Below are 23,484 nucleotides of genomic sequence, written 5' to 3'. Positions count from 1 at the left end.
GCGGCCTGTCTGCGTGCTCGCTGTGTCCAAGTGCAGCCAAGCGGCTCACTCCACCTTGCGAATGCGTTCGATCAGCGCGGCCGCGGCGGGATCGCGCCCAGCCTTGGCGTAGATCGCAGCCATCGCCTCCTCGAACGGCTTGCGGTCGATGTCCTTGACGACGGTGATGCCGGCGGCTTCAGCCTTGTGCTGCGACTGCTCCTCGAGGTCGCGCCACTTCTCGCGCATGAACCGGCTGGAGCGAGCCGCGGCCTCGCGGAATATCTGCTGGTCGTCCGCCGACAGGCTTTTCCAGGCCTTCAGCGAGATCACCAGCACTTCCGGGCTCATCGTGTGCTCGGTGAGCGCGAGGTGGCCAGCATGTTTGTAATGGTCTGTCGTCACGAAGGATGGCCAGTTGTTTTCGGCGCCGTCGATCAGATGGTTGGCAAGTCCGGTGAGCACCTGTCCGTAGGGCATCTCGACCGGCTCGGCGCCGAGCGAGCGGATCATCTCGCTCATCAACTCCGACTGCTGCACCCGGATCCGCAATCCCCTGAGGTCGGCGACACTCCGTATCGGACGGACGCCGTTGTAGATCGACCGCGCGCCGGAATCGTAGAAGGCGAGCCCGACGAAGCCGTAGGGCTCGAAACTGCCGAGGATCTCGCTGCCGATCGGCCCGTCCAGCACCCTCTGCATGTGCTCGATGGACCGGAACAGGAACGGCATGGCGAGCACGTTCATCGCCGGGACGAAGTTGCCGATCAGCGCCACATTGGTCCGGTTGAGGTCGATCGCGCCGACCCTGGTCTGTTCGATGGTCTCCTTCTCTTCGCCGAGCTGACGGGAGTGGAACACCTTGATCTCGTGCCGGCCGCCGGTGCGCTCGGCGATCAGCGCGCCCATGTAGCGTAGCGCCTGGACGGTCGGGTAGTCCTCGGTCTGGGTGTCGGCGGCGCGGAATTCGCGCGCAGCTGCGCCCGTCGCGCATACCGCGAGCAGAAGCGCAACGAAGATCACCCCGGTCCGCGAGAGTTCGGCACGGTTCAGCACTGGCACACTCAACCCCTCAGTGGTGGAGTCTATGGCGAAGCCAAAAGGTTCAATGCAATCTAGCAGATGGTTAAGGGAAGGCCATCCCGCCGCACCCGGCGGGGCGATTGTGCGGCGCGGCCGCCGTTCATTCCCGGTTGAAACGGGAAATGCCGCGCCTTAAGCAGGTATGGTCGCCTTTTGCCGCGCGCCACGGGAAGAGCCATCGTGATTTCAGCATCGCGTCTTTTGCGGATCCTCGCCGCTTTCATCGTCCTCGCAATGCCTCTTCAGGCGCGCGCCGCCACCGACATCGCGCTGTGGCACGCCATGTCCGGCGAGCTCGGCCGGCAGCTCGAGAAGCTCGCCGCCGATTTCAACGCCTCGCAGTCCGATTACCGCATCGTGCCTGCTTACAAGGGCAATTACACCGAGACCGTGACGGCGGCGATCTTCGCCTTCCGCTCGCGCAGCCAGCCGGCGATCGTCCAGGTCAACGAGGTCGCCACCGCCACCATGACCGCGGCCAAGGGCGCGATCTATCCCGTGTTCAACATGATGCGGGACATGAAGGAGCCGTTCTCGCTGGATGATTACCTTCCCGCCGTCTCCGGCTATTACACCGATGCGGCCGGCAATCTGTTGTCCTTCCCGTTCAATTCCTCGACGCCGATCCTCTATTACAACAAGACCATGTTCCGCGACGCGGGCCTCGATCCGGAGACGCCGCCGAAGACATGGCCCGAGCTTGGGCTTGCCGCAAAACGCCTGCGCGACCGCGGCGCGGCTTGCGGCTTCACCACCTCCTGGCCGTCCTGGATCCACATCGAGAATTTCTCCGCCTTCCACAATCTGCCGCTCGCGACGCGGACCAATGGCTTTGCGGGGCTGGATGCCGAGCTGACCATCAACAACCCGGTCGTCGTGCAACACATCGCCCAGCTCGCCGAGTGGCAGAAGGGCAAGGTGTTCGATTACGGCGGCCGCGGGCAGTCGGCCGAGCCGCGCTTCCAGAAGGGCGAATGCGGCATCTTCATCGGCTCCTCGGCGACGCGGGCCGACATCAAGGCGAATTCGAAATTCGATATCGGCTACGGCATGATGCCGTACTGGCCCGATGTAAAGAACGCGCCGCAGAACTCGATCATCGGCGGCGCCACGCTGTGGGTGCTGCGCGACCGCCCGCGCCAGGAATACAAGGGCGTGGCGCGGTTCTTCGCCTATCTGTCGCAGCCCGGCGTGCAGGCCGCCTGGCACCAGAACACCGGCTATCTGCCGATCACTCGCGCCGCCTTCGAGCTGACGCGCGCGCAGGGTTTTTACGAGCGCAATCCGGGCTCCGCGATCTCGTTCGAGGAGATCACGCTGCATCAGCCGACGGAGAACTCGAAGGGCATCCGGCTCGGCTCGTTCGTGCTGATCCGCGGCGCCATCGAGGACGAGCTGGAGCAGGCCTTTACCGGCCAGAAGGGCGCGCAGGCTGCGCTCGATGCCGCGGTCGAGCGCGGCAACAAGCTGCTGCGCCAGTTCGAGCGCGCCAGCCCGGACCGGTAGCGGCCCATGACAACTGCCGTGTTGCCGGCTTTCGCCGATGCGGACAGCTTTCGCGTCTTTCGCTCTGATCCACGGCAATGGCTGGGAATTGCGATAGACGTCGCGCGCAGCCACGGTCTCGATGCCAGTTCGCCGCACGTGTTTGTAACAGGCACCAATCTCGTCGTCGGCCTCGATGACCGGCTGATCCTGAAAATCTTCCCGCCGCTCTTGCGCGCGCAATTCGTCTCCGAACGCGGGTCGCTGGCGCAGCTTGCCGGCCGCCTTCATCTGCCGATCCCGGAGATCGTCGCGGAGGGTGAGCGCGACGGCTGGCCTTACCTCATCATCACGCGCCTTGCCGGCACGCTCGGCTCGGAGGTGTGGCCGCAGCTGGCGGAAGACCAGAAAGAGCGCCTGCTGCGCCAGATCGGCGAGACCATCGCCGCCGTGCAGCACGCGCCGCTTGGGCCGCTCGCAAAGATCGAACCGCGCTGGGACGACTTCATGCGTGCCCAGATGGAGGGATGCAAGGCGCGGCACACGCGGCTTGGCCTTGCGCCGAAATTCCTCGAAGGCCTCGACGATCTCCTGCGCGATGCAGCCGAGCTGATTCCAATGGATGCGCCGCCGGTGATCCTGGTGGGCGAATATATCCCCCAGAATTTCCTGCTCGCCTGCGACGACGGCAACTGGTCGCTCGCCGGCCTGTTTGACTTCGGCGACGTGCTCGCAGGATGGCGCGATTACGACCTGCTCGGCCCCAGCGCCTTCATGGCGGCCGGACGGCCGGGGAGGGTGCGCAGCCTGCTCGAGGGCTTTGGCTATGCGAAGCTGGACTATGCGCTCAAGCGCCGGCTGATGGCGCTGATGCTGCTGCACCGCGCCAGCGACCTCAACAGCCACGTCTGTATCGAGGGCTGGCAGGACAGGGCGAACGATCTCGTCGAACTCCAGGATCTGATCTGGCCGGGCTGAACCGCCCAGGCCATCTGCGACGGCCTGCTCAATCCGGCGGCGCTCAATCTTTCAGCCTATTTTTGGAGCATAATCGCACCTTTGTATGCAATTGACCGGTCTGCCCGAAGCGCGATCGATCGCCGAAATGTCAAAAATATTATTCAGAATCAGTGCCTTATGTGGAAATTAAAGCCTCGTTAAGCGCTGGCACGAACCTTGCGAATCCCTGTTCCAACCAGAAACTTTTGCGTTGGAGCATTTTCCATGAAGCGCCGCGATTTCCTCAAGTCCGTGTCCGGATTGGCCGCAGGCGCGGCGCTTCCGGCGATGCCACAGGTGATCTCGTCCGCCTACGCCGATGCGCGCTCGGAGACGCTGCTGATCGTCTCGGAAGGCGGCCCGAACAATCTCGACATCCACGGCGTCGGCACCAACGTGCCCGGCTATGAAGTGTCTTGGAATTGCTACGACCGCCTGATCAGCCACGAGATGAAGGTCGGCCCCGGCGGCGTGCCCTATTACGACCGCGACAAGTTCAAGGGTGAGCTCGCCGAGGACATGAAGATCGACGACATGTCGGTCACCTTCAAGCTGCGCAAGAACGCCAAATTCCACGACGGCACGCCCGTTACCGCCAAGGACGTAAAGTGGTCGCTCGACCGCGCCGTCAGCGTCGGCGGCTTCCCGACTTTCCAGATGAGCGCGGGCTCTCTCACAAAGCCCGAGCAGTTCGTCGTGATCGACGACCACACCGTGCGCGTCGACTTCCTGAAGAAGGACAGGCTGACGATCCCCGATCTCGCGGTGATCGTGCCCTGCATCGTCAACTCCGAGCTGGTGAAGAAGAACGCCAGTGAGAAGGACCCCTGGGGTCTCGAATTCACCAAGCAGCAGACCGCGGGCTCCGGCGCCTACAAGGTGACGAAGTGGACCGCCGGCACCGAAGTCATCATGGAGCGCAACGAGGATTGGGTCTGCGGTCCGCTGCCGAAGATCAAGCGCGTGATCTGGCGCATGGTGCCGCAGGCCGGCAACCGCCGCGCGCTGCTGGAGCGGGGCGACGCCGATATCTCCTATGAGCTGCCCAACAAGGACTTTCAGGAGATGAAGGCGAACGGCAAGCTCAACGTCGTGTCGCTGCCGTTCTCCAACGGCATCCAGTATATCGGCATGAACGTCACCAAGCCGCCGTTCGACAATCCCAAGGTCCGCCAGGCGGTGGCCTATGCACTGCCCTATCAGAAGATCATGGACGCGGTGATGTTCGGCCTCGCGAACCCGATGTTCGGCGCGCCCAAGGACAAGTCGACCGAAGTCGCCTGGCCGCAGCCGCACAAATACAACACCGACATCGAGAAGGCGAAAGCGCTGATGGTGGAGGCAGGCCTCGCCAACGGCTTCGAGACCACGATCTCCTTCGATCTCAATTTCGCCGGCGTCAACGAGCCGCTCTGCGTGCTGGTGCAGGAGAGCTTGGCGCAGATCGGCATCAAGACCACCATCAACAAGGTGCCCGGCGCCAACTGGCGCACCGAGCTGAACAAGAAGGAGATGCCGCTCTTCACCAACGTGTTCTCGGGCTGGCTCGATTACCCCGAATACTTCTTCTACTGGTGCTATCACGGCAATAATTCCGTCTTCAACACCATGAGCTACAAGTCGGCGGAGATGGACAGACTGATCGACGGCGCGCGCACGGCGGCTGCGACCGGCGACACTGCGGCCTACGATGCCGATGTGAAGGGTTTTGTCGATCTCGCTTTCACCGACATCCCGCGCATCCCGCTGTACCAGCCCTTCGTCAACGTCGCGATGCAGAAGAACATCAGCGGCTACCAATACTGGTTCCACCGGAGGCTGGATTACCGCGCGCTGGTGAAGGGGTGAGCCGTCATGAGCGCGCGCGACATGGCCGCGACGCTAGCTGCATTTCGGAGTGAGGCGGGCGCTGGCCTCTCACTCCCTCCCCCCTTGCGGGGGAGGGGCGGGGAGAGGGGTAGCCACGAACTCAGATCTCACCCGGAGCCACCCCTCTCCCTAACCCTCCCCCGCAAGGGGGGAGGGAACGCAGCGGAGCGCGGGGCAACGCTCTTGTCCGCTAGCAAGATTCGTTCGTCATCCAGGAGCGTCTTTCCATGCTGACCATGATCGGCAAGCGCCTGATGTTCGCGATTCCCTCGCTGATCGGGGTCGTCATCGTCACCTTCCTGCTGACGCGCGCGCTGCCGGGCGATCCCGCCGCCTACTTCGCAGGGCCCGCGGCAACCAAGGAAGCTGTCGAGCAGATCCGCAAGAAGCTCGGCCTCGACAGGCCGCTGATCGAGCAGTTCTTCCGCTACACCAACGACCTTGCCCATGGCGATTTCGGCAACTCGCTCACCACGGGACAGCCGGTGGCGGCCGAGATCCGCAACCGCCTGCCGGCCTCCGCAGAGCTGACCTTGCTCGGCCTCATCGTCTCGGTCGTCATCGCCATTCCGCTCGGCGTGCTGGCGGCGACGCGGCCGGGATCATGGGTCGACCATCTCTGCCGTGTCACGACGACGGCCGGCGTCTCTCTGCCGGTGTTCTTCACCGGCCTCGTGCTGGTCTATATCTTCTATTTCAGGCTCGGCTGGTCACCCGCGCCGCTCGGTCGCCTCGATGTGTTCACCAGCGCGCCGCCGACGGTGACCGGCTTCTACCTGATCGACACGCTGATCGCGCGCGACTTCGAGGCGTTCCGCTCCGCGCTGAGCCAGCTGATTCTGCCGGCGACGACGCTCGCGATCTTCTCGCTGGCGCCGATCGCGCGCATGACGCGCGCCTCGATGCTGGCGGTGTTGTCGTCGGAGTTCGTGCGGACGGCCCGCGCCAGTGGTCTGTCGCCGGCGACCGTCATCATCACCTACGCGTTCCGCAACGCGATGCTGCCCGTGATCACCACGCTCAGCATGGTGTTCTCGTTCCTGTTAGGGGCCAACGTGCTGGTGGAGAAAGTGTTCGCCTGGCCCGGCATCGGCTCCTACGCGGTGGAAGCGCTGATCTCGTCCGACTTCGCGCCGGTGCAGGGTTTCGTGCTGACCATGGCGGTCATGTACGTGCTGCTCAATCTCGTGATCGACATTCTCTATGGCGTGATCGATCCGCGTGTCAGGTTGGAGGGCTAAATCATGAGTTCGGTTGCGCCTGCTGTTGAACCTGTCGGCCCCGCGCGAACGTCGGGCCTCACTGCGATCCTCGAACAGACCCGCTACGTTCTCAGCGAGAACAAGGTCACCGGCTTTGCCTTTGCGCTGCTGATCGTGATCCTGATTGCCGCGATCTTCGGTCCCTATGTGGTGCCGTATGATCCGCTGGCCTCCGACACGGCCGCTGCACTGAAGCCGCCCTCGGCCGCGCATTGGTTCGGCACCGATCAATTGGGCCGCGACATTTTCAGCCGCGTCGTGGTTGCGACGCGGCTCGATACGTTCATCGCGATCGCCTCCGTGGTGCTGGTGTTCCTGATGGGCGGCCTTGCCGGCATCGCAGCGGGCTATTTCGGCGGATGGACCGATCGCATTGTCGGCCGCATCGCGGACACCATCATGGCGTTTCCGCTGTTCGTGCTGGCGATGGGCATCGTCGCCGCGCTCGGCAACACCGTGCAGAACATCATCCTGGCCACGGCCATCGTGAACTTCCCGCTCTACGCCCGCGTCGCCCGCGCCGAAGCCAACGTCCGCCGCAATGCCGGCTTCGTGCAGGCCGCACGCCTGTCCGGTAACGGCGAACTCCGCATCCTGCTGGTGCACATCTTGCCGAACATCATGCCGATCATGATCGTGCAGATGTCGCTGACCATGGGCTACGCCATCCTCAATGCCGCCGGCCTGTCCTTCATCGGCCTCGGCGTCCGTCCGCCGACAGCCGAGTGGGGCATCATGGTTGCCGAAGGCGCGGGCTTCATGGTGTCAGGGGAATGGTGGATCGCGCTGTTCCCGGGCCTTGCGCTGATGATCGCCGTGTTCTGCTTCAACCTCCTCGGCGACGGCCTCCGCGACATCGTCGACCCGCAGCGGAGGACGTGATGGCTGTTTCCAAGCTCGCAGCTGCGCTCCCTCCCCCCTTGCGGGGGAGGCACAGGCCGCCTTCGGCGGCCGTCCTCTTAGTCAACGCCGAAGCGAAGCTTCGGCTATGGGAGAGGGGTAGCCCCAAGCGAGATCTGAGTTCGTGGCTACCCCTCTCCCTGCCCCTCCCCCGCAAGGGGGGAGGGAATGAGAGGGCCGGGTCCGCCTCACGCCAAAATTCTCCAAAAAGTTTCTTAGTTGAATCAAGCACATCTCTACTGTGCATGGGGTTGTTTTCTACTTTTTTGATCGGGAGGCCCTCATGACCGCCCAGCCCCTGCTCGACGTCAGGGATCTCACGGTCGAATTCACCACCCGCCGCGGCATCGTCAAAGCCGTCCAGCACGTCAACATCTCCGTCGCCAAGGGCGAGACGCTCGCCATCGTCGGCGAGTCCGGCTCCGGCAAGTCGGTGACGTCCTATGCGGTGATGCGCATCCTCGATCGGGCGGGGCGGATCGCCGAGGGCTCGGTGATGTTCTCCGGCATCGACGTCAGGGCGGCCACCGAAGACCAGATGCGCGATCTGCGCGGCCGCGAAGTCTCGATGATCTTCCAGAACCCGCGCGCGGCCCTGAACCCGATCCGGAAAGTGGGTGACCAGATCGAGGACGTGCTGCGCACCCACGTGCAGCAGGCCACGGTCTCGGACCACGGAGAAAAGGCGATCGAGGCGCTGGAGCAGGTCAAGATCGCCCGCCCGCGCGAGCGCTACCACGCCTATCCGTTCGAGCTGTCAGGCGGCATGTGCCAGCGCGTCGTCATCGCGCTCGCGCTCGCCTGCAATCCGCAGCTCCTGATCGCGGACGAGCCGACCACCGGCCTCGACGTCACCACCCAGAAGGCGGTGATGGACCTGATCGTCGAGCTGACAAAACGCAAGGCGATGTCGACCATCCTGATCACGCACGACCTCGGCCTTGCGGCCGCCTATTGTGACCGCGTCGTCGTGATGGAGAAGGGTCGCGTCGTCGAGACCGCCAAGGCCGCCGACATCTTCGCCAACCCGCAGCACCCCTACACCAAGAAGCTGATGCGCGCGACGCCGCGGCTTGGTGTGAGCTTGCGCGATCTGCTGCCGGAGGAGGAGGGCGCGGAACCCGCCGCCCCCGCGGAGCCGGCCCCGGCCGCCGCCGCAGAGAGCCAGAAGCCCCTCCTCCTCGTCGAAAAGCTGGTCAAGGAATATCCTCGTCAGGGTGCCACCGCCACGCTCGGCAAACTGTTCGGCCGCAAGCCGCCAGTCGAGCCCGACGTGTTCCGCGCGGTCGACGGCATCAGCCTCTCCATCGGCCATGGCGAGAGCGTCGGCCTGGTCGGCGAATCCGGTTGCGGCAAATCGACGACGTCGATGATGGTGATGCGCCTACTGGACCAGACCTCCGGCCTGATCCAGTTCGACGGCGAGGACATCGGCGCCATCGCGCCTGCCTCCTTCGCCCGGCTGCCGCAACGCAGCCGCATCCAGATGGTGTTCCAGGACCCGACCGACAGCCTCAACCCGCGCTTTACCGCCGCCCGCGCCATCGCCGACCCCATCATGCAGCTCGGCGACATCAGGGGCCGCGATGCGCTGCGCACGCGCTGCGAGGAACTCGCGACCATGGTCGGGCTGCCGCACAATCTGCTGGATCGGTTTCCGCACCAGCTTTCCGGCGGCCAGAAGGCCCGCGTCGGCATTGCGCGCGCCATCGCGCTGCGTCCAAAACTCGTCATCCTGGACGAGCCGACCGCGGCGCTGGACGTCTCGGTCCAGGCCGTGGTCCTCAATCTGCTTCAGGACCTGAAAGCGCGCTTAGGTATGAGTTATCTGTTCGTCTCGCATGATTTGAACGTAGTGCGCTTGTTGTGCGATCGTGTCATTGTCATGCGGACAGGTCGAATCGTCGAAGAGGGCTCTTCCGAAAAAGTCCTCAGCGATCCGCAGGACGACTACACCAAGGAGCTGCTGACGGCGATCCCGCATCCGCCGTTGCAGGTACACTGAGAGATTGTTTGGGAGCGTGATGGCCGAACCGCTGGACAACTATATCGACGCCGTATCGAAAGCGCTGGCGCTGCCGGTCGAGGAGGCCTGGAGGCCGGCGGTGCGCGCCAATCTCGAAGTCTCGCTCCGGCTTGGCCGACTGGTCGACGAATTCGCGCTGCCGGACGAGACCGAGCCGGCGCCGATCTTCACGGTCTGATCCCGCCATGACCACCAAGCCAGAGATGACGGCTGCGGACATCGCCAAGGCTGTGGCCGGCGGCAAGATGTCGGCACTCGATGCCACCGAAGCAGCTCTTGCGCGTATCAAGCAGCACGATGGCGTCCTCAACTCCTTTACCGACGTCACCGCCGAGCGCGCCCGTGCGAAGGCGCGCGCTGTTGATGCCGACATTGCTGCCGGCAAGGAGATCGGCCCGCTCGCCGGTGTTCCTTTCGCGGTGAAGAACCTGTTCGACGTCGCGGGGCTTCCGACGCGGGCCGGCTCGAAGATCAATCGTGACCTCGCGCCTGCCAAGCGCGACGCTACGCTGATCGAGCGGATGGAGGCCGCCGGCGCCGTGCTCGTCGGCGCGCTCAACATGGGCGAATACGCTTACGACTTCACCGGCGAGAACGTCCATGACGGTCCCTCGCGCAATCCGCATGACACGACCCGGATGACCGGCGGCTCGTCTGGTGGTTCGGGGAGCGCCGTCGGCGGCGCGCTGGTGCCGATCGCGCTCGGCTCGGACACCAATGGTTCGATCCGCGTGCCGTCCTCCTTCTGCGGCATCTTTGGCTTGAAGCCGACCTATGGCCGGCTGTCGCGCGCGCGCTCGTTCCCGTTCGTCGCGAGCCTCGATCATCTCGGCCCGTTCGCGCGCTCGGCGACCGATCTCGCGCTCGCCTATGACGTGATGCAGGGGGGGGATGCGGATGATGCCGCCTGCACCACGCGTGGCCTGGAGCCGACGCTGCCGCTGCTCGCCAATCCGGTGTCGGACCTGCGCATCGCGATTGCCGGCGGGCACTTTCAGAAGAACCTGTTTCCCGAGGCCGTCGAAGCCGTCAGCCGCGTCGCCAAGGCACTCGGCGCGACGAAGATCGTTGACGTGCCCGAAGCCTCGCGCGCCCGCGCGGCGGCCTATGTCATCACCACCACCGAAGGCGCCTCGCTGCATCTCGATCGCCTGCGCAAGCGCCCGAACGATTTCGATCCCGCCGTGCGTGACCGGCTGATTGCCGGCGCGATGGTGCCCGCGCCCTTGGTCGACCGCGCGCAGAAATTCCGCCGCTGGTATCGCGTGCAGCTTGCCGAGATCTTCAAATCCGTCGACGTGCTGATTGCACCGGCCACGCCTTGTACCGCGCCGAAGCTTGGCCAGGTGAATTTCACACTCGACGGCGTCGAGTTGCCGGTTCGCGCCAATATCGGCATCCACACCCAGCCGATCTCGTTCATCGGATTGCCGGTGGTCGCCGTGCCGGTGCCGCTCGAGCCGTTGCCGATCGGCGTGCAGATCATCGCCGCGCCCTGGCGCGAGGACATCGCGCTGCGCGTCGCGTACGCATTGGAGAAGATGGGCGTGGTATCCGCGCCGTCGCCAAGGGGACTATAAAAGGGGACTTGAGAGGAATTTAAGATGGAGATCGATCTCCCCGAGGTGATCGCGGAAGTGAAGGCCGCGTTCGAGCGCTATGAGCAGGCGCTGATCACCAACGACGTCGCCGTGCTCGGCGAGCTCTTCCGCAACGATCCCCGCACGCTGCGCTACGGCATCGGCGAGAACCTCTACGGCTATGAGGCGATCTCCGGCTTCCGCGCCGGGCGCTCGCCGGTGGGCCTCAACCGCCGCACCGCGAAAACCGTGATCACCAGCTATGGCCGCGACACGGCCGTGGCCTCCACCCTGTTCTATCGCGACACGGCTCCCGGCAAGGTCGGCCGGCAGATGCAGACCTGGATTCGCTTCCCGGAGGGCTGGCGCGTCGTCGCCGCCCATGTCAGCATCATCGACGAGTCGAAAGAGACCTGATCGTATGACGCTTGACGATCTTCCGCAGGGATTATTGCCGGCCGAGCCGGTGGTGCCGCGCGTCGACCGGGCGCAGCCCAGCGTGCACAAGATCACGCGCGCCGAGGAATTGCGGCTTCAACTCGCCGACGAGATCGTACGCGGAACCCTGGCCCCCGGCGCGCCGCTTGATGAAACCGACATCGCGCGGCGCTTCAGCGTCTCGCGCACGCCGGTCCGCGAGGCGTTGCGCCAGCTGGTGGCGAGCGGCCTCGTCGAATCGCGCGCCCATCGCGGCGCGGTGGTGGCGCAGCCCTCGGTCGAGCGTCTCAAGGGCATGTTCGAGGCGATGGCTGAGCTCGAGGCGCTGTGCGCGGGCCTTGCCGCCGAGCGCATGTCCGCTGCCGAGCGCCACGGTCTCGAAGCCGTCCACGAAGAGCTGCGCGTCCTCAGCTACGCCGGCAATCCCGATCGCTTCCACGAGGTCAACGAGCGCTTCCACAACGCGATCTATGCGGGATCGCAGAACGGCTACATCGCCGAGATCACGCTGGCGACCCGCGTCCGCGTGCAACCGTTCCGCCGCGCCCAGTTCCGCAATCTCGGCCGATTGGCAAAGTCGCAAGCCGAGCACGACCGCGTCGTCGTCGCCATCATGCGCGGCGACAAGCAGGGCGCGGCGGCCGCCATGCGCGCCCATATCGAACTGGTGCGCGGGGAGTATGAGATTTACGCGGTGTCGGTTTAGAGCTGCGCACGCGGTACCGTAGGGTGGGCAAAGGCGCAAAGCGCCGTGCCCACGTCTTTCCTAACCGCTGTGATGGTGGGCACGCTACGCTTTGCCCACCCTACGAGACCTATATCGCCGCGACTTCCTTCATATACGCGCGCCATCCCCCATACGCCGTGATGTCGCGCGCCTCGCCCAGCACCTCCGGCTCGACGAGAAAGCCCTTCACGCTGCGGCCATCCGCAAGCCTGATTGTGCCGATTGCCATCGGCGCTGGAATCGCATTCACGAACTTGCCGAAAGCCGACGACGACAGCGACCAGATCTCCAGTTCGATCGCCGCGCCCTTGCCTGCTTCCACGCGCAGCATGCCGGGCTTCGGCGGCGTGGTCTGGAGCGCGTAGAGCTTGTAGTCGGGCGCGGTCTTGGTCGCTTCGATAAGCTTTCCGTTGAGCGCCTTCAATTCGCCGTTCAGCGCCATGCCGGACAGGTGAGCGCCGACCACTGCGATCGGAATCTCGTCGCTGCTCCTTGCGGCAAGCGGCGCCAGCGGTGCTTGTGTAGCGTCCTTGGCGCCCACCGTCAGCTTGGTGTCGGTATGGAAGACGCGGCCGATGCTCGCGAGCATCGCATCGCGTCCTGCGGGCGCGAGCAGCGTGATGCCGAACGGAATGCCGTCCGCGCGCATCGACGCCGGGACCGCGAGGCCGCAGAGATCGAGGAGGTTGACGAAATTGGTGTAGGTGCCGAGCCGGCTGTTGAGCTCGATTGGATTGGCCAGCACCTGCGCGGTCGTGTACGCCGTCGGCGCCGTCGGCAACACCAGCGCGTCGATGCTGGCAAACGTCCGCTCGGCGATCTTGCGCAGGCCCTGCAGGCGGTAGAGCGCAGAGAAGGTGTCCGCAGCGGTCAGCCGCGCGCCGGCCGCGGTGATCTCGCGCGTCACCGGATGAATCGAATCAGGCGCGGACGCCAGCAGATCCTTGATCACGAGATAACGCTCGGCGACCCACGGCCCCTCATAGAGCAGCCGCGCCGTCTCGTAGAACGGCTCGAGGTCGAACTCGACCAGCTCAGCGCCGAGCGCGGTCCAGCGCTTCAGCGCATCGCCGTAAGCCGCTTCCGCCTTCCTGTCGCCGAAGAAGATCAGCTGTCCGTTGCGGGGCACGCCGAGGCGCAAATTCGCGAGGAACGGCGTGATCGCGCCCAGCGGCCGGTCGCGCGAGAATGGGTCGGCCTGGTCTGGACCCGCCATCACGGAGAGTGCCAGCGCGGCGTCGTCGACGGTCCGAGCGAATACCGAGATGCAGTCGAGCGTGCGGCAGGCCGGCACCAGGCCCGCATTCGAGATCATGCCGAGGCTCGGCTTCAGGCCGACGATGTTGTTGAGCATCGCCGGCACCCGGCCGCTCCCGGCGGTGTCCGTGCCCAGCGACAGCGGCACGAGTCCGGCGCCGACGGCGACCGCCGAGCCCGAGCTCGAGCCGCCGGGAATGAGATCCTCGCGGATCGAGTTTTTGGGGATGCCGTAAGGCGAGCGCACGCCGACGAGGCCGGTGGCAAACTGGTCGAGATTGGTCTTGCCGATGATGATCGCGCCGGCCGCACGCAGGCGTTCCACCGCGGTCGAATCATGCATCGGCGTATATGAGAAGGCCGGGCAGGCCGCGGTGGTCGGAAATCCCAGCGCGTCGATATTGTCCTTCACCGCAACCGGCACGCCGTAGAGCGGCAGGCTGGTGGCATCCCTTGCGGCAAGCTTCTCGGCTTCTGCGATCGCGTCCTTCTCGTCGCGCAGGCTGATGAAGATCGCGGGATCGTTGTGATCGCGGATGCGCTGATAGGTTCGCGCGACGGTCTGCGCAGGCGTGCTCGTGCCCGCGCGATGCGCAGCCACAATCGCGGCGATCGTTTCAGGCTGCTCAGCCCCCATGGTGACAAAACTCCGGCAACAGGTCTTACCCGGATTGAAGCAAGCGATGTGCCATTGTGTACACAATCCGGGCAGGCGTTAGGTCTCGGATATTATCGAGGGATCAGTGGCTTGTAAGATATTTCGAATTGTTGGGCGGTCGTGCCAGCGCCCTGATACGGGCATTTGCGTAAATATTAGGCAGCGTCGATCAGGTGAAGCCGGCGAGGATCTGGAGCAGGCGCTCCCTGTTCTCCTTGCCGATCTTCTCCACGACATGCCGCTCGTGCTCGGCAGCGAGGCGCTTGAACTTTGCCAGCGCCGTCTCCCCCGGTGCGGTGAGGTGCAGCGCGTGGGAGCGGCGGTCCGCCTTCGACTTGACCCGCTTCACCAGCTTGCGCTGTTCGAGGCTGTCGAGCAGATGCACCAGCCGGGCGCGCTCGATGCCGAGCCGCTTCGCTACCGCCATCTGGGACAGGCCCGGATTGGCGCCGATGACCGTCAGCACGGAATACTGCGTCGGCTTGATGTCGACCTCGCCGAGCGTCTTGATGAAGTCCTGAAAGATCCAGATCTGGAAACGCCGCACCGCATAACCGGCGTGCCCGACCAGGGCGTCGAGGCCGATCTCGTCCGCGTCGTTCGGCCGCGCCGCGCCGTTGCCGGCACGCTTGCGTGGGGCGGGGCGGGGCTCAGTTCGGGCTGCGCTGGCTGTCACGTGATCTCTCCTGCCGTGCAAGCTTAGCGCTCCGAAGGCCCTCGCGGAAGATTGTTGTTGACGACAACAATTGCCGTGCCCAACAATATGGCCAAAGCGGCCCGGAACGAGGCTGCAGCCGATCCGGACGTCCAGGGCGAGGAGGAAACCATGACAACCGCCGCACGCGGTGACGCTTCGAGCCTGTTCGCAACGCCCAAGACCGTCGCCGAGCATCGCGCCGACGGCAGCATCGTGCTGCGCTCGCCAGAACCCTTGCGCGACGGCGCGCGCTGCATCGGCGACTGGCTGGAGCATTTTGCGCGGCAGACGCCTGACACGATCTTCCTCGCCGAGCGTGACAGCGCCGACACGCCCTGGGCCACCATGACCTACGCGGGCGCCCTGCGGCGGGTCCGCGCAGCGGCGAGCTGGATTTTGGCGCAAGAGCTCAGCGCCGAGCGTCCCGTCATCATCCTCTCCGACAACAGCATCGATCACGCGTTGCTTGCGCTGGCCGCCCAGCATGTCGGCGTTCCCTCGGCCGCGATCTCGCCGGCTTATTCGCTGATGTCGAAGGATTTCGACAAGCTCAAGAGCATGATCTCGCTGCTTCAGCCGGGCGCAATCTATGTCTCCGCGACAAAGCCGTTTGCTGCTGCACTCGCCGCGATTAAGCCGCTGCACGAGGCGCAGATCATCAGTGGCAATGCCGGCGATGCCGATGCGCTGGCCTTCCGTGACATCGCGGCGACGCCCGAAACGGGCGACGTCGCAAAAGCCCTCGCCACGGTAACACCGGACACGATCGCAAAATTCCTGTTCACCTCGGGCTCGACCGGCACGCCGAAAGCCGTCATCAACACCCAGCGCATGCTGACCTCGAGCCAGCAGGCCAAGGCGCAGACCTGGACGTTTCTCGAACCGGGCGGCGGCGATCTCGTCATTCTCGACTGGCTGCCCTGGAGCCACACCTTCGGCGCCAACCATAATTTCAATCTGGTGCTGCGCAACGGCGGTTCACTCTATATCGACGGCGGCAAGCCCGCGCCCGGTCTGTTCGCGACCTCGCTCGCGAATCTGAAAAGCGTGATGCCGACGGTCTATTTCAACGTGCCGCGCGGTTTCGACATGCTGATCGCAGCGCTGCGCGGCGACGCGGAGCTGCGCCGCCGTTTCTTCGGCGAAGTGAAATTCGCCTTCTATGCCGGCGCCGCGCTGCCGCAGAACCTCTGGGACGCGCTCGAGCAGCTTTCGGTGGAGACTGTTGGTCGTCCGCTGCCGATGGTGTCGGCCTGGGGCTCGACCGAGACGTCGCCGCTGGCGACCGACTGTCATTTCCTCGCGGAGCGCTCGGGCAATATCGGCGTGCCCATTCCCGGCACCGAGCTGAAGCTCGTCACGTCGGGCGACAAGCTGGAGGTGCGGGTGCGCGGCCCCAATGTCACGCCGGGTTACTGGAAGGCGCCGGAGCTGACCAGGCAGGCTTTCGACGACGAGGGCTTCTATATGATCGGCGATGCCGTGAAGCTTGCCGATGCGGAACGGCCTGAGCGCGGGTTGTTCTTCGACGGCCGCGTCGCGGAGGACTTCAAGCTCAACTCCGGCACCTGGGTCAGCGTCGGTACGCTGCGCGTCGCCGGCATCGCCGCGCTGGCGCCGTTGGCGCAGGATATCGTCGTCACCGGCCATGGCGGCGACGAGGTGCGGTTTCTGGTGTTCCCGAACATGGCCATGTGCCGTACCCATGCCGGCTTGCCCGAGACGGCAGGCGTGAACGATGTGCTTGGCGATGACAAGGTCAGGACCGCGATCGCACAGGGCCTGGCGAAGCTGAAACAGCAGGGCGCCAACTCCTCCGGCCACGCTACGCGCGCGCTGCTGCTCGCCGAGCCGCCGTCGGTCGATGGCGGTGAGATCACCGACAAGGGTTACATCAACCAGCGCGCCGTGCTGACGCGGCGGGCCGATGCGGTGGCGCGGGTGAATGATGATGCGTCGGGTGAGTGGATCGGTCTGTAGCCGTTCGTCAATCACAACGGAGCTCGCGCCTCCTTCACCTCTCCCCGCTTGCGGGGAGAGGTCGGATCGCTCTTGCGATCCGGGTGAGGGGGTACAGGTCTCACGGCCATCTCATTTGCGGAGAGAGGCCCCTCACCCCACCCTCTCCCCGTAAGAACGGGGAGAGGGTGCGAAACAGCTCGCAAAATACGCCAGCCATTCTGCCGCAATATCCTGCATGATTCTTTTGTTGCTTAAGCAACTAATTTGTGCGAACCGTTCCAGACAAGGATGACGGCGGGGGAACCGCTGCGCCTGATCCTGGAGGAAACGATGTTCGGCAGAGAGGGGGCCGCGGGTAAATGCCGTCGTATGCCTGAAGGCGGCAACACGACGCGGCTCACGCGTCTCACGCCCGCTGCGTCAACTGGTGCTGCTGCCGGTGACTGCGCCGAGATTTTCGTGCAGCCGGCGCAGCAGATCGATCAGCACCTCGCGCTCGTCTTTGCTCAGGCAGGACAACAGCCGCCGCTCGCGCTCGAACGCCGCGACGATCACCTTGTCATGGGTGGCGCGGCCCTTCGCCGTCAGCGAGATCGAATGGGTGCGGCCGTCGTTCGGGTCGGTTCGAATCGAGACCAGTCCGCGCTTCTCCAGCCCCGCGAGCGTCCGGCTCACCGGGCCTTTGTCGAAGCCAATGACGTGGCAGATCCGCGAGGCGGGAATGCCGGGCTCGATCGCCAGCAGCGACATGATCCGCCATTCCGTGACGTTGACGCCGAACTCTCGCTGGTAGAACGCGGTCGCGCTGTTCGAGAGCTTGTTGGCGATGAAGGTGACGAAGGCCGGGACGTAACGATCGAGGTCGAGCGTCGGTCCCGCCTCGGCGGTCGCAGGTCTTTGGCGGGATCTGGTCGAAGGCGGCATATCGGGCTCACTAGCGGCGCGCCTGATGACCTAAGGGCAAGCGCTGCCCTTTCACAAGATCAAAATGAGGGAGGATTTTCATGAGCGCATCGGGCTCCCCTGCGTCAGGCGTCCCGCATCTCGACGTCGATCCCTTCGCAATGGATTTCTTCGCCGACCCCTATCCCACGCACGAGCTGCTGCGGGAGGCTGGCCCTGTCATCTATCTCGACAAGTGGAACGTCTATGGCGTGGCACGCTATGCCGAGGTCCACGCCGTGCTGAACGATCCCGCGACGTTCTGCTCCAGCCGCGGCGTCGGCCTCTCCGATTTCAGGAAGGAGACGCCGTGGCGGCCGCCGAGCCTGATCCTCGAGGCCGATCCGCCCGCGCATACGCGGACCCGCGCCGTGCTTTCGAAGGTGCTGTCGCCGACCGTCATGAAGGGCCTCCGTGACCGCTTTGCAGCGGCAGCTGAAGAACGGGTCGATGTGCTGCTCGACAAGCGCAGTTTTGACGCGATCACGGATCTCGCGGAAGCCTATCCGCTCTCGATCTTCCCGGATGCGCTCGGGCTGAAGCCTGAGGGACGCGAGCATCTCATCCCCTACGCGAGCGTGGTGTTCAACGCGTTCGGCCCACCCAATGAACTGCGCCAAGAAGCCATTGCGCGCTCGGCGCCGCACCAGGCCTACGTTACGGACCAATGCCAGCGCGACAATCTCACGCCCGGCGGCATCGGTGCGTGTATTCACGCCCATGTCGACGAGGGCGCGATTACGGCCACCGAGGCGCCGCTGCTGGTACGCTCGCTGCTGTCGGCCGGCCTCGACACCACCGTCAACGGGATCGGTGCGGCGGTCTATTGCCTGGCGCGCTTCCCCGAGCAGTGGCAGCGCTTGCGTGGCGATCTCACGCTGGCGCGTAACGCCTTCGAGGAAGCGGTGCGGTTCGAGAGTCCGGTGCAGACGTTCTTCCGCACCACGACGCGCGATGTCGAGCTGTCGGGCGCGACGATCGGCGAAGGTGAGAAAGTCCTGATGTTCCTCGCCGCCGCCAATCGCGATCCGCGGCGCTGGGACAAGGCAGACAGTTATGACATCACGCGCCGCACCTCCGGCCATGTCGGCTACGGCTCCGGCATTCACATGTGCGTCGGTCAGCTCGTGGCGCGGCTCGAAGGCGAGACGATGCTCACGGCACTGGCCCGTCGCGTCGCCAGCATCGAGATCACGGGTGAACCAAAACGCCGCTTCAACAACACGCTGCGCGGGCTCGACAGCCTGCCGGTGACGATCACGCCGGCCTGACGCGAACGGCTGCCAAACAAATAGGGGAGGGAACAATGAAACACCTGAAATGGACGCTTGCGCTGGCGGCTAGCCTGATGAGCGGCGCGGCAAGCGCCGAGATCTCCGACAATGTCGTGCGCGTCGGCGTGCTCAATGACATCTCGGGCATCTTTCAGGATACCAACGGCATGGGGTCGGTCGAGGCCGCGCGCATGGCCGCGGAGGATTTCAACGGCGGCGGCAAGAACATCAAGGTCGAGATCGTCTATGCCGACCACCAGAACAAGGCCGATGTCGGCAACGCGATCGCGCGCAAATGGCTCGATGTCGAGGGCGTCGATGCCATCGTTGACGTCCCTAACTCTGCCGTCGGCCTTTCCATCAATACGCTCTTGCGCGACAGCCGCATGACGTTCCTGGCGTCGTCGACCGCAAGCTCGGATCTCACCGGCAAGGCCTGCTCGCCCAATACGATCCAGTGGGTCAACGACGCCTGGGCGACCGGCAACACCACCGCGGCCGCGATGATGTCGCGCGGCGGCAAGGACTGGTATTTCCTCACGGTCGACTATGCGCTCGGCAAGGGCATCGAGGCGGAGGCGCAGAAATACATCGAGGCGCACGGCGGCAAGGTGCTTGGCTCGTCAAAACATCCGCTCGGCACTTCCGACTTCGCCTCCTTCCTGTTGCAGGCGCAGGGCTCGAAAGCGCAGGTGATCGGCCTCGCCAATGCCGGCGGCGACACCATCAGCGCGGTGAAGCAGGCCGCCGAGTTCGGCATCCAGCAAGGCGGCCAGAAGCTCGTCGCCTTCCTGCTCTTCATCAACGACGTCCACGGCATGGGTATCAAGGTTGCCCAGGGCCTCCAGCTCATGGAAGCATTTTACTGGGACATGAACGACGACACCCGCGCGTTTGCAAAGCGCTTCGCTGTGCGGCCCGGCATGAACGGCAAGATGCCGAGCGGCAACCAGGCCGGCGTCTATGCCTCGACGCTCGCTTATCTGAACGCGGTCGCCGCGACCGGCAGCGACAATGCGAAGGACGCCGTGCCCGAGATGAAGAAGTTCAGGGGTAAGGACAAGCTGTTCGGCGACACCACGATCCGCCAGGACGGCCGCGTCGTGCATCCCATGTATCTGTTCGAGGTGAAGAAGCCGGAGGAGTCGAAATATCCGTACGACTATTACAAGCTGGTCTCGACGATTCCCGCAGACCAGGCGTTCCGGCCGCTCGCGGAGGGCGGATGCGAACTGGTGAAGTAGCGATGTCGCTGCGGTTGCCTCTTCACCCTCCTCTGGAGGGGGAGGGTCGATCGCGGGAAGCGCGAGCGGGGTGGGGTGATCTCTCAACACGGGCACTGTTCGATGCGGAGAGACCGTCACCCCACCCCGTCTCGCATGTCGCTGCGCTCCATCTGAGCCGACCCTCCCCCTCCAGGGGAGGGTAAGCAAAGCGCGCTACGGTAGCGTCCCTACGCCACCTTGCTGCTCCCCTGCGTGATCAGCCGCGCCGCGCGCTGGTCGCGGGCGTAGATCCAGAGCCAGCTCAGGGCGACGCTGAGGCGGTGGCGCAGGCCGATCAGGAAGTAGATGTGGGCGATGCCCCAGATCCACCATGCGATGGTGCCGCGCAGTTTGACCTTGCCGAAATCGATCACGGCGAGCCGCTTGCCGATCTGTGCGAGGCTACCGGAGTGCTTGTAACGGAATGCACCTTTGCTCTCGCCACGCAGGCGCGCCTTGATGGTCTCGGCGACGTGACGGCCCTGCTGCTTGGCGGCCGGCGCGATGCCGGGCACTGGCTTACCCTCCCAGGCGTTGATCACAACGGTGTCGCCGATCGCAAAGATATCGGGATGACCAGGTATCGTCAGATCGTCTTCGACCTCCACGCGCCCGGCGCGATCGCTTGGTGCGCCCAGCCATTCGGCGGCGGGCGAGGCGCGCACGCCGGCGGCCCAGATTCGTGTCTTTGCCTCAAGCAGCTTGCCGCCGAACACGACGCCCTCACGGTTGATCTCGGTGACGGCCTGGCCCAGCACGACCTCGACGCCGATCTTTTCCAGCGAAGCCTGCGCATAGGCAGAGAGATCGTCGGGGAAGCCCGCGAGCACGCGCGGTCCGGCCTCGATCAGCACCACGCGTGCCTTGTGGGTGTCGATGTTGCGGAAGTCGGCGGGGAGCGTGTGGTGCGCCATTTCGGCGATGGTGCCGGCGAGCTCGACGCCGGTCGGGCCGGCGCCGACGATGACGAAGGTCAGCCGCGCCGCGCGCTTGGCCGGATCAGTCTCGCGCTCGGCGCGCTCGAATGCCACCAGGATGTGACGGCGCAGCGTGGTCGCGTCTTCCAGCGTCTTCAGGCCGGGGGCGAACTGCTCCCACTCGTCATGGCCGAAATAAGCATGGCGCGCGCCGGTGGCGAGCACCAGCGTGTCGTAGGGCACCTCGCTGCCGTCGTCGATCAGCACGCAGCGCCGGTCGGCGTCGACGCCACTCACCGTCGCAAACAGGGTCGTCACCTCGCGCCGGTCGCGCATCAGGTGCCGGACCGGCCAGGCGATTTCGTTGGTCGCGAGCGAGGCGGTCGCGACCTGGTAGAGCAGCGGCTGGAACAGATGATGGTTGCGGCGGTCGATCAGCGTGATCTCGACCGGCGCGCCCGCAAGCCGGTAGGTCGCCTCCAGCCCGCCGAAGCCGGCTCCGACGATGACGACGCGGTGGGGATTTGCGGCCATGATGCACCCTCGAATCTCGCTGCTGCTCTCCCTTCATCTAAGTGCGCATTGGGCGCCGTAGTCCAATAGCCGTCATCAATCGCGGCATAGGCTGGGCGTATCGCCATACCCCGCGAAAAAGCGCCGCAGCCTTGATCGAAGTGAGTAGAATTATATTTCTTGCCATCCTCGATTAGGGCGAAATATGGTGCAGGGGCGGACGCTGAGCCATTGGCGGCGCGACAGATTTTGCGTTCAATAGAGACAGACCCGGGGGCGGCGATCACCCCGTTTCCGGGATCAATAATAAGGAGGGGAGTGGTTATGAGGACGGCATTCTGGCTGGCGGGCGCAGCGGCGCTGGTACTGGCAAATCAGGCTTTCGCCGGCGACACCATCAAGATCGGCTTCGTTTCGACCTTCAGCGGCCCGACTGCCGTGATCGGCAACGACATGCGCAATTCCTTCGAGCTCGCGCTCGACCACATCGGCCGCAAGATGGACGGCAAGCCGGTCGAGGTGATCTACGAGGATGACGGGCAGAAGCCCGATGTCGGCAAGCAGAAGACCGAGAAGCTGGTGCAGTCCGACAAGGTCGACTTCATCGTCGGCTACATCTGGTCGAACGTGCTCTTGGCCTCGCTCAAGACCGCGGTGGACTCGCAGACCTTCCTGATCTCGGCCAATGCCGGTCCGTCGCAGCTCGCCGGCGAACTGTGCTCGCCTTACGTGTTCTCGACCTCCTGGCAGAACGACCAGACGCCCGCCGCCATGGGCCTCTACATGAACCAGAAGGGCGTCAAGAGCGTGTTCCTGATCGGGCCGAACTACGCGGCCGGCAAGGACATGCTCGCGGGCCTGAAGAGCACGTTCAAGGGTGAGGTCAAGGGCGAGGAATACACGGTCTGGCCGAGCCAGCTCGATTTCTCCGCCGAGCTCTCCAAGGCGCGCGCCTCGGGCGCCGAGTCGATCTTCGTGTTCTATCCCGGTGCGGCCGGCGTGCAGTTCCTCAATCAATATGCGCAGGCCGGCCTCAAGAGCACGATGCCGCTCTACACCGCCTTCACCGTCGACGAGCTCTCGCTGCCGCTCCAGAAGGAGAATGCGCTCGGCGTTCCCGGCGCGCAGGAATGGGTCAACGACCTCCCGAACGAGCAGAACAAGCGCTTCGTCGCCGACTACCGCAAGAAATACCCCAATCTGCGCCCGACCTATTACGGCGCGCAGGCCTATGACGCGGCCCAGCTCATCAACAGTGCGGTGGTCGCGGTGAAGGGCGACACCAGCAAGAAGGACGCGATGAAGGCCGAGATGGAGAAGGCCAACTTCAAGTCGCTGCGCGGCCCGTTCAAATACGGCAAGAACCACATCCCGGTGCAGAGCTTCTACCTCCAGGACGTGGTCAAGGACGGCGAAGGCCAGCTCTCGCTGAAGACGGTCGCGACCATCGTGGAGAACGACCAGGATCGCTTCCACGACAAGTGCGCGATGAAGTGAGTTGATCCCAGCCACGAGCGATGCCGCCCCTTCTCCCCTTGTGGGCCTGTTGCGTAATTCGTCAATTGTGATTCCCTCGGGCAAAGCCTTGGAGGGTAGCGATGGCGGTTAAGCAGACGGGACAGCCGAGCTTTGTGGAAGCGCTGATGCCGAA

The 23,484-nt window shown here is 64.7% G+C and carries 19 protein-coding genes; 14 read left to right on the top strand and 5 right to left on the bottom strand.

What is annotated here, in order from left to right; all coding sequences use genetic code 11:
• Positions 1–45 precede the first annotated feature (45 nt).
• Positions 46–1,041, bottom strand: a complete 996-nt coding sequence (locus tag OWC48_RS25555) for a TRAP transporter substrate-binding protein (RefSeq protein WP_282522444.1) — start codon at positions 1,039–1,041, stop codon at positions 46–48.
• A gap of 222 nt (positions 1,042–1,263) precedes the next feature.
• Between OWC48_RS25555 and ugpB the strand changes: the two genes are divergently transcribed.
• From ugpB to OWC48_RS25505, 10 genes are all read left to right on the top strand, one after another.
• On the top strand, positions 1,264–2,568 hold the full coding sequence (ugpB, locus tag OWC48_RS25550) for a sn-glycerol-3-phosphate ABC transporter substrate-binding protein UgpB (protein ID WP_282522638.1): 1,305 nt from the start codon (positions 1,264–1,266) through the stop codon (positions 2,566–2,568).
• Positions 2,569–2,574: 6 nt separating this feature from the next.
• Positions 2,575–3,525 (top strand): phosphotransferase, encoded by a 951-nt coding sequence (locus OWC48_RS25545; RefSeq protein WP_282522443.1) that lies wholly within the window; start codon positions 2,575–2,577, stop codon positions 3,523–3,525.
• A gap of 246 nt (positions 3,526–3,771) precedes the next feature.
• Complete coding sequence (locus tag OWC48_RS25540) at positions 3,772–5,394, top strand: ABC transporter substrate-binding protein (RefSeq protein ID WP_282522442.1); 1,623 nt, start codon at positions 3,772–3,774, stop codon at positions 5,392–5,394.
• Between the two features lie 248 nt (positions 5,395–5,642).
• Positions 5,643–6,656, top strand: coding sequence for an ABC transporter permease (locus OWC48_RS25535; RefSeq protein WP_282522441.1), 1,014 nt, complete (start codon positions 5,643–5,645; stop codon positions 6,654–6,656).
• A gap of 3 nt (positions 6,657–6,659) precedes the next feature.
• The gene (locus OWC48_RS25530) at positions 6,660–7,559 is read left to right on the top strand and encodes an ABC transporter permease (protein WP_282522440.1); all 900 of its coding nucleotides are present in this window, start codon (positions 6,660–6,662) and stop codon (positions 7,557–7,559) included.
• Positions 7,560–7,860: 301 nt separating this feature from the next.
• Positions 7,861–9,582, top strand: coding sequence for an ABC transporter ATP-binding protein (locus tag OWC48_RS25525; protein ID WP_282522439.1), 1,722 nt, complete (start codon positions 7,861–7,863; stop codon positions 9,580–9,582).
• Positions 9,583–9,601: 19 nt separating this feature from the next.
• On the top strand, positions 9,602–9,781 hold the full coding sequence (locus OWC48_RS25520) for a DUF4089 domain-containing protein (protein ID WP_282522438.1): 180 nt from the start codon (positions 9,602–9,604) through the stop codon (positions 9,779–9,781).
• Positions 9,782–9,788: 7 nt separating this feature from the next.
• Positions 9,789–11,183: an AtzE family amidohydrolase gene (locus OWC48_RS25515; protein WP_282522437.1), complete on the top strand. Its 1,395-nt coding sequence runs from the start codon at positions 9,789–9,791 to the stop codon at positions 11,181–11,183.
• A gap of 24 nt (positions 11,184–11,207) precedes the next feature.
• Positions 11,208–11,600: an oxalurate catabolism protein HpxZ gene (hpxZ, locus tag OWC48_RS25510; RefSeq protein WP_014491241.1), complete on the top strand. Its 393-nt coding sequence runs from the start codon at positions 11,208–11,210 to the stop codon at positions 11,598–11,600.
• Positions 11,601–11,604: 4 nt separating this feature from the next.
• A complete protein-coding gene (locus tag OWC48_RS25505; protein WP_282522436.1) occupies positions 11,605–12,327 on the top strand; it encodes a GntR family transcriptional regulator in 723 nt (240 codons plus the stop codon).
• A 109-nt stretch (positions 12,328–12,436) separates the two neighbouring features.
• On the opposite strand, the gene atzF is transcribed toward OWC48_RS25505, so the two are convergent.
• Both atzF and OWC48_RS25495 read right to left on the bottom strand, forming a co-directional pair.
• Positions 12,437–14,242, bottom strand: a complete 1,806-nt coding sequence (gene atzF / locus OWC48_RS25500) for an allophanate hydrolase (RefSeq protein ID WP_282522435.1) — start codon at positions 14,240–14,242, stop codon at positions 12,437–12,439.
• A gap of 190 nt (positions 14,243–14,432) precedes the next feature.
• Positions 14,433–14,939 carry a MarR family winged helix-turn-helix transcriptional regulator gene (locus tag OWC48_RS25495; RefSeq protein WP_282522434.1) on the bottom strand — a complete coding sequence of 169 codons (507 nt, stop codon included), beginning with the start codon at positions 14,937–14,939 and terminating at the stop codon, positions 14,433–14,435.
• Positions 14,940–15,089: 150 nt separating this feature from the next.
• Here OWC48_RS25495 and OWC48_RS25490 point away from each other — a divergent pair, with 150 nt between their 5' ends.
• Positions 15,090–16,940 carry a feruloyl-CoA synthase gene (locus OWC48_RS25490; RefSeq protein ID WP_282522433.1) on the top strand — a complete coding sequence of 617 codons (1,851 nt, stop codon included), beginning with the start codon at positions 15,090–15,092 and terminating at the stop codon, positions 16,938–16,940.
• A 402-nt stretch (positions 16,941–17,342) separates the two neighbouring features.
• Here the strand turns inward: OWC48_RS25490 and OWC48_RS25485 are convergent, their stop codons facing one another.
• Positions 17,343–17,846: a MarR family winged helix-turn-helix transcriptional regulator gene (locus OWC48_RS25485; protein WP_282522432.1), complete on the bottom strand. Its 504-nt coding sequence runs from the start codon at positions 17,844–17,846 to the stop codon at positions 17,343–17,345.
• A gap of 80 nt (positions 17,847–17,926) precedes the next feature.
• Here OWC48_RS25485 and OWC48_RS25480 point away from each other — a divergent pair, with 80 nt between their 5' ends.
• Both OWC48_RS25480 and OWC48_RS25475 read left to right on the top strand, forming a co-directional pair.
• Positions 17,927–19,135: a cytochrome P450 gene (locus OWC48_RS25480; protein WP_282522431.1), complete on the top strand. Its 1,209-nt coding sequence runs from the start codon at positions 17,927–17,929 to the stop codon at positions 19,133–19,135.
• A gap of 35 nt (positions 19,136–19,170) precedes the next feature.
• Positions 19,171–20,382, top strand: coding sequence for an ABC transporter substrate-binding protein (locus OWC48_RS25475; protein ID WP_282522430.1), 1,212 nt, complete (start codon positions 19,171–19,173; stop codon positions 20,380–20,382).
• 209 nt (positions 20,383–20,591) lie between these two features.
• Here the strand turns inward: OWC48_RS25475 and OWC48_RS25470 are convergent, their stop codons facing one another.
• The gene (locus tag OWC48_RS25470) at positions 20,592–21,854 is read right to left on the bottom strand and encodes an NAD(P)/FAD-dependent oxidoreductase (protein ID WP_282522429.1); all 1,263 of its coding nucleotides are present in this window, start codon (positions 21,852–21,854) and stop codon (positions 20,592–20,594) included.
• 303 nt (positions 21,855–22,157) lie between these two features.
• On the opposite strand from OWC48_RS25470, the gene OWC48_RS25465 reads away from it, so the two are divergent.
• Positions 22,158–23,330, top strand: coding sequence for an ABC transporter substrate-binding protein (locus tag OWC48_RS25465; protein ID WP_028148067.1), 1,173 nt, complete (start codon positions 22,158–22,160; stop codon positions 23,328–23,330).
• The last annotated feature ends 154 nt before the right edge of the window (positions 23,331–23,484 follow it).

The sequence above is a fragment of the Bradyrhizobium sp. Arg816 genome (assembly GCF_029989365.1).
GTDB lineage: Bacteria > Pseudomonadota > Alphaproteobacteria > Rhizobiales > Xanthobacteraceae > Bradyrhizobium.
This window is presented reverse-complemented; position numbering and strand designations above follow the sequence as displayed.

Bases quoted from the DNA above. Each gene is read 5' to 3' on its own strand.
- OWC48_RS25490 (WP_282522433.1), top strand. From the start codon at position 15,090: ATGACAACCGCCGCACGCGGTGACGCTTCGAGCCTGTTCGCAACGCCC.
- OWC48_RS25525 (WP_282522439.1), top strand. From the start codon at position 7,861: ATGACCGCCCAGCCCCTGCTCGACGTCAGGGATCTCACGGTCGAATTC.
- OWC48_RS25465 (WP_028148067.1), top strand. From the start codon at position 22,158: ATGAGGACGGCATTCTGGCTGGCGGGCGCAGCGGCGCTGGTACTGGCA.
- OWC48_RS25485 (WP_282522432.1), bottom strand. From the start codon at position 17,846: ATGCCGCCTTCGACCAGATCCCGCCAAAGACCTGCGACCGCCGAGGCG.
- OWC48_RS25520 (WP_282522438.1), top strand. From the start codon at position 9,602: ATGGCCGAACCGCTGGACAACTATATCGACGCCGTATCGAAAGCGCTG.
- OWC48_RS25535 (WP_282522441.1), top strand. From the start codon at position 5,643: ATGCTGACCATGATCGGCAAGCGCCTGATGTTCGCGATTCCCTCGCTG.
- OWC48_RS25480 (WP_282522431.1), top strand. From the start codon at position 17,927: ATGAGCGCATCGGGCTCCCCTGCGTCAGGCGTCCCGCATCTCGACGTC.
- hpxZ (WP_014491241.1), top strand. From the start codon at position 11,208: ATGGAGATCGATCTCCCCGAGGTGATCGCGGAAGTGAAGGCCGCGTTC.
- OWC48_RS25515 (WP_282522437.1), top strand. From the start codon at position 9,789: ATGACCACCAAGCCAGAGATGACGGCTGCGGACATCGCCAAGGCTGTG.
- OWC48_RS25475 (WP_282522430.1), top strand. From the start codon at position 19,171: ATGAAACACCTGAAATGGACGCTTGCGCTGGCGGCTAGCCTGATGAGC.
- OWC48_RS25540 (WP_282522442.1), top strand. From the start codon at position 3,772: ATGAAGCGCCGCGATTTCCTCAAGTCCGTGTCCGGATTGGCCGCAGGC.
- atzF (WP_282522435.1), bottom strand. From the start codon at position 14,242: ATGGGGGCTGAGCAGCCTGAAACGATCGCCGCGATTGTGGCTGCGCAT.
- OWC48_RS25530 (WP_282522440.1), top strand. From the start codon at position 6,660: ATGAGTTCGGTTGCGCCTGCTGTTGAACCTGTCGGCCCCGCGCGAACG.
- OWC48_RS25545 (WP_282522443.1), top strand. From the start codon at position 2,575: ATGACAACTGCCGTGTTGCCGGCTTTCGCCGATGCGGACAGCTTTCGC.
- OWC48_RS25505 (WP_282522436.1), top strand. From the start codon at position 11,605: ATGACGCTTGACGATCTTCCGCAGGGATTATTGCCGGCCGAGCCGGTG.
- OWC48_RS25470 (WP_282522429.1), bottom strand. From the start codon at position 21,854: ATGGCCGCAAATCCCCACCGCGTCGTCATCGTCGGAGCCGGCTTCGGC.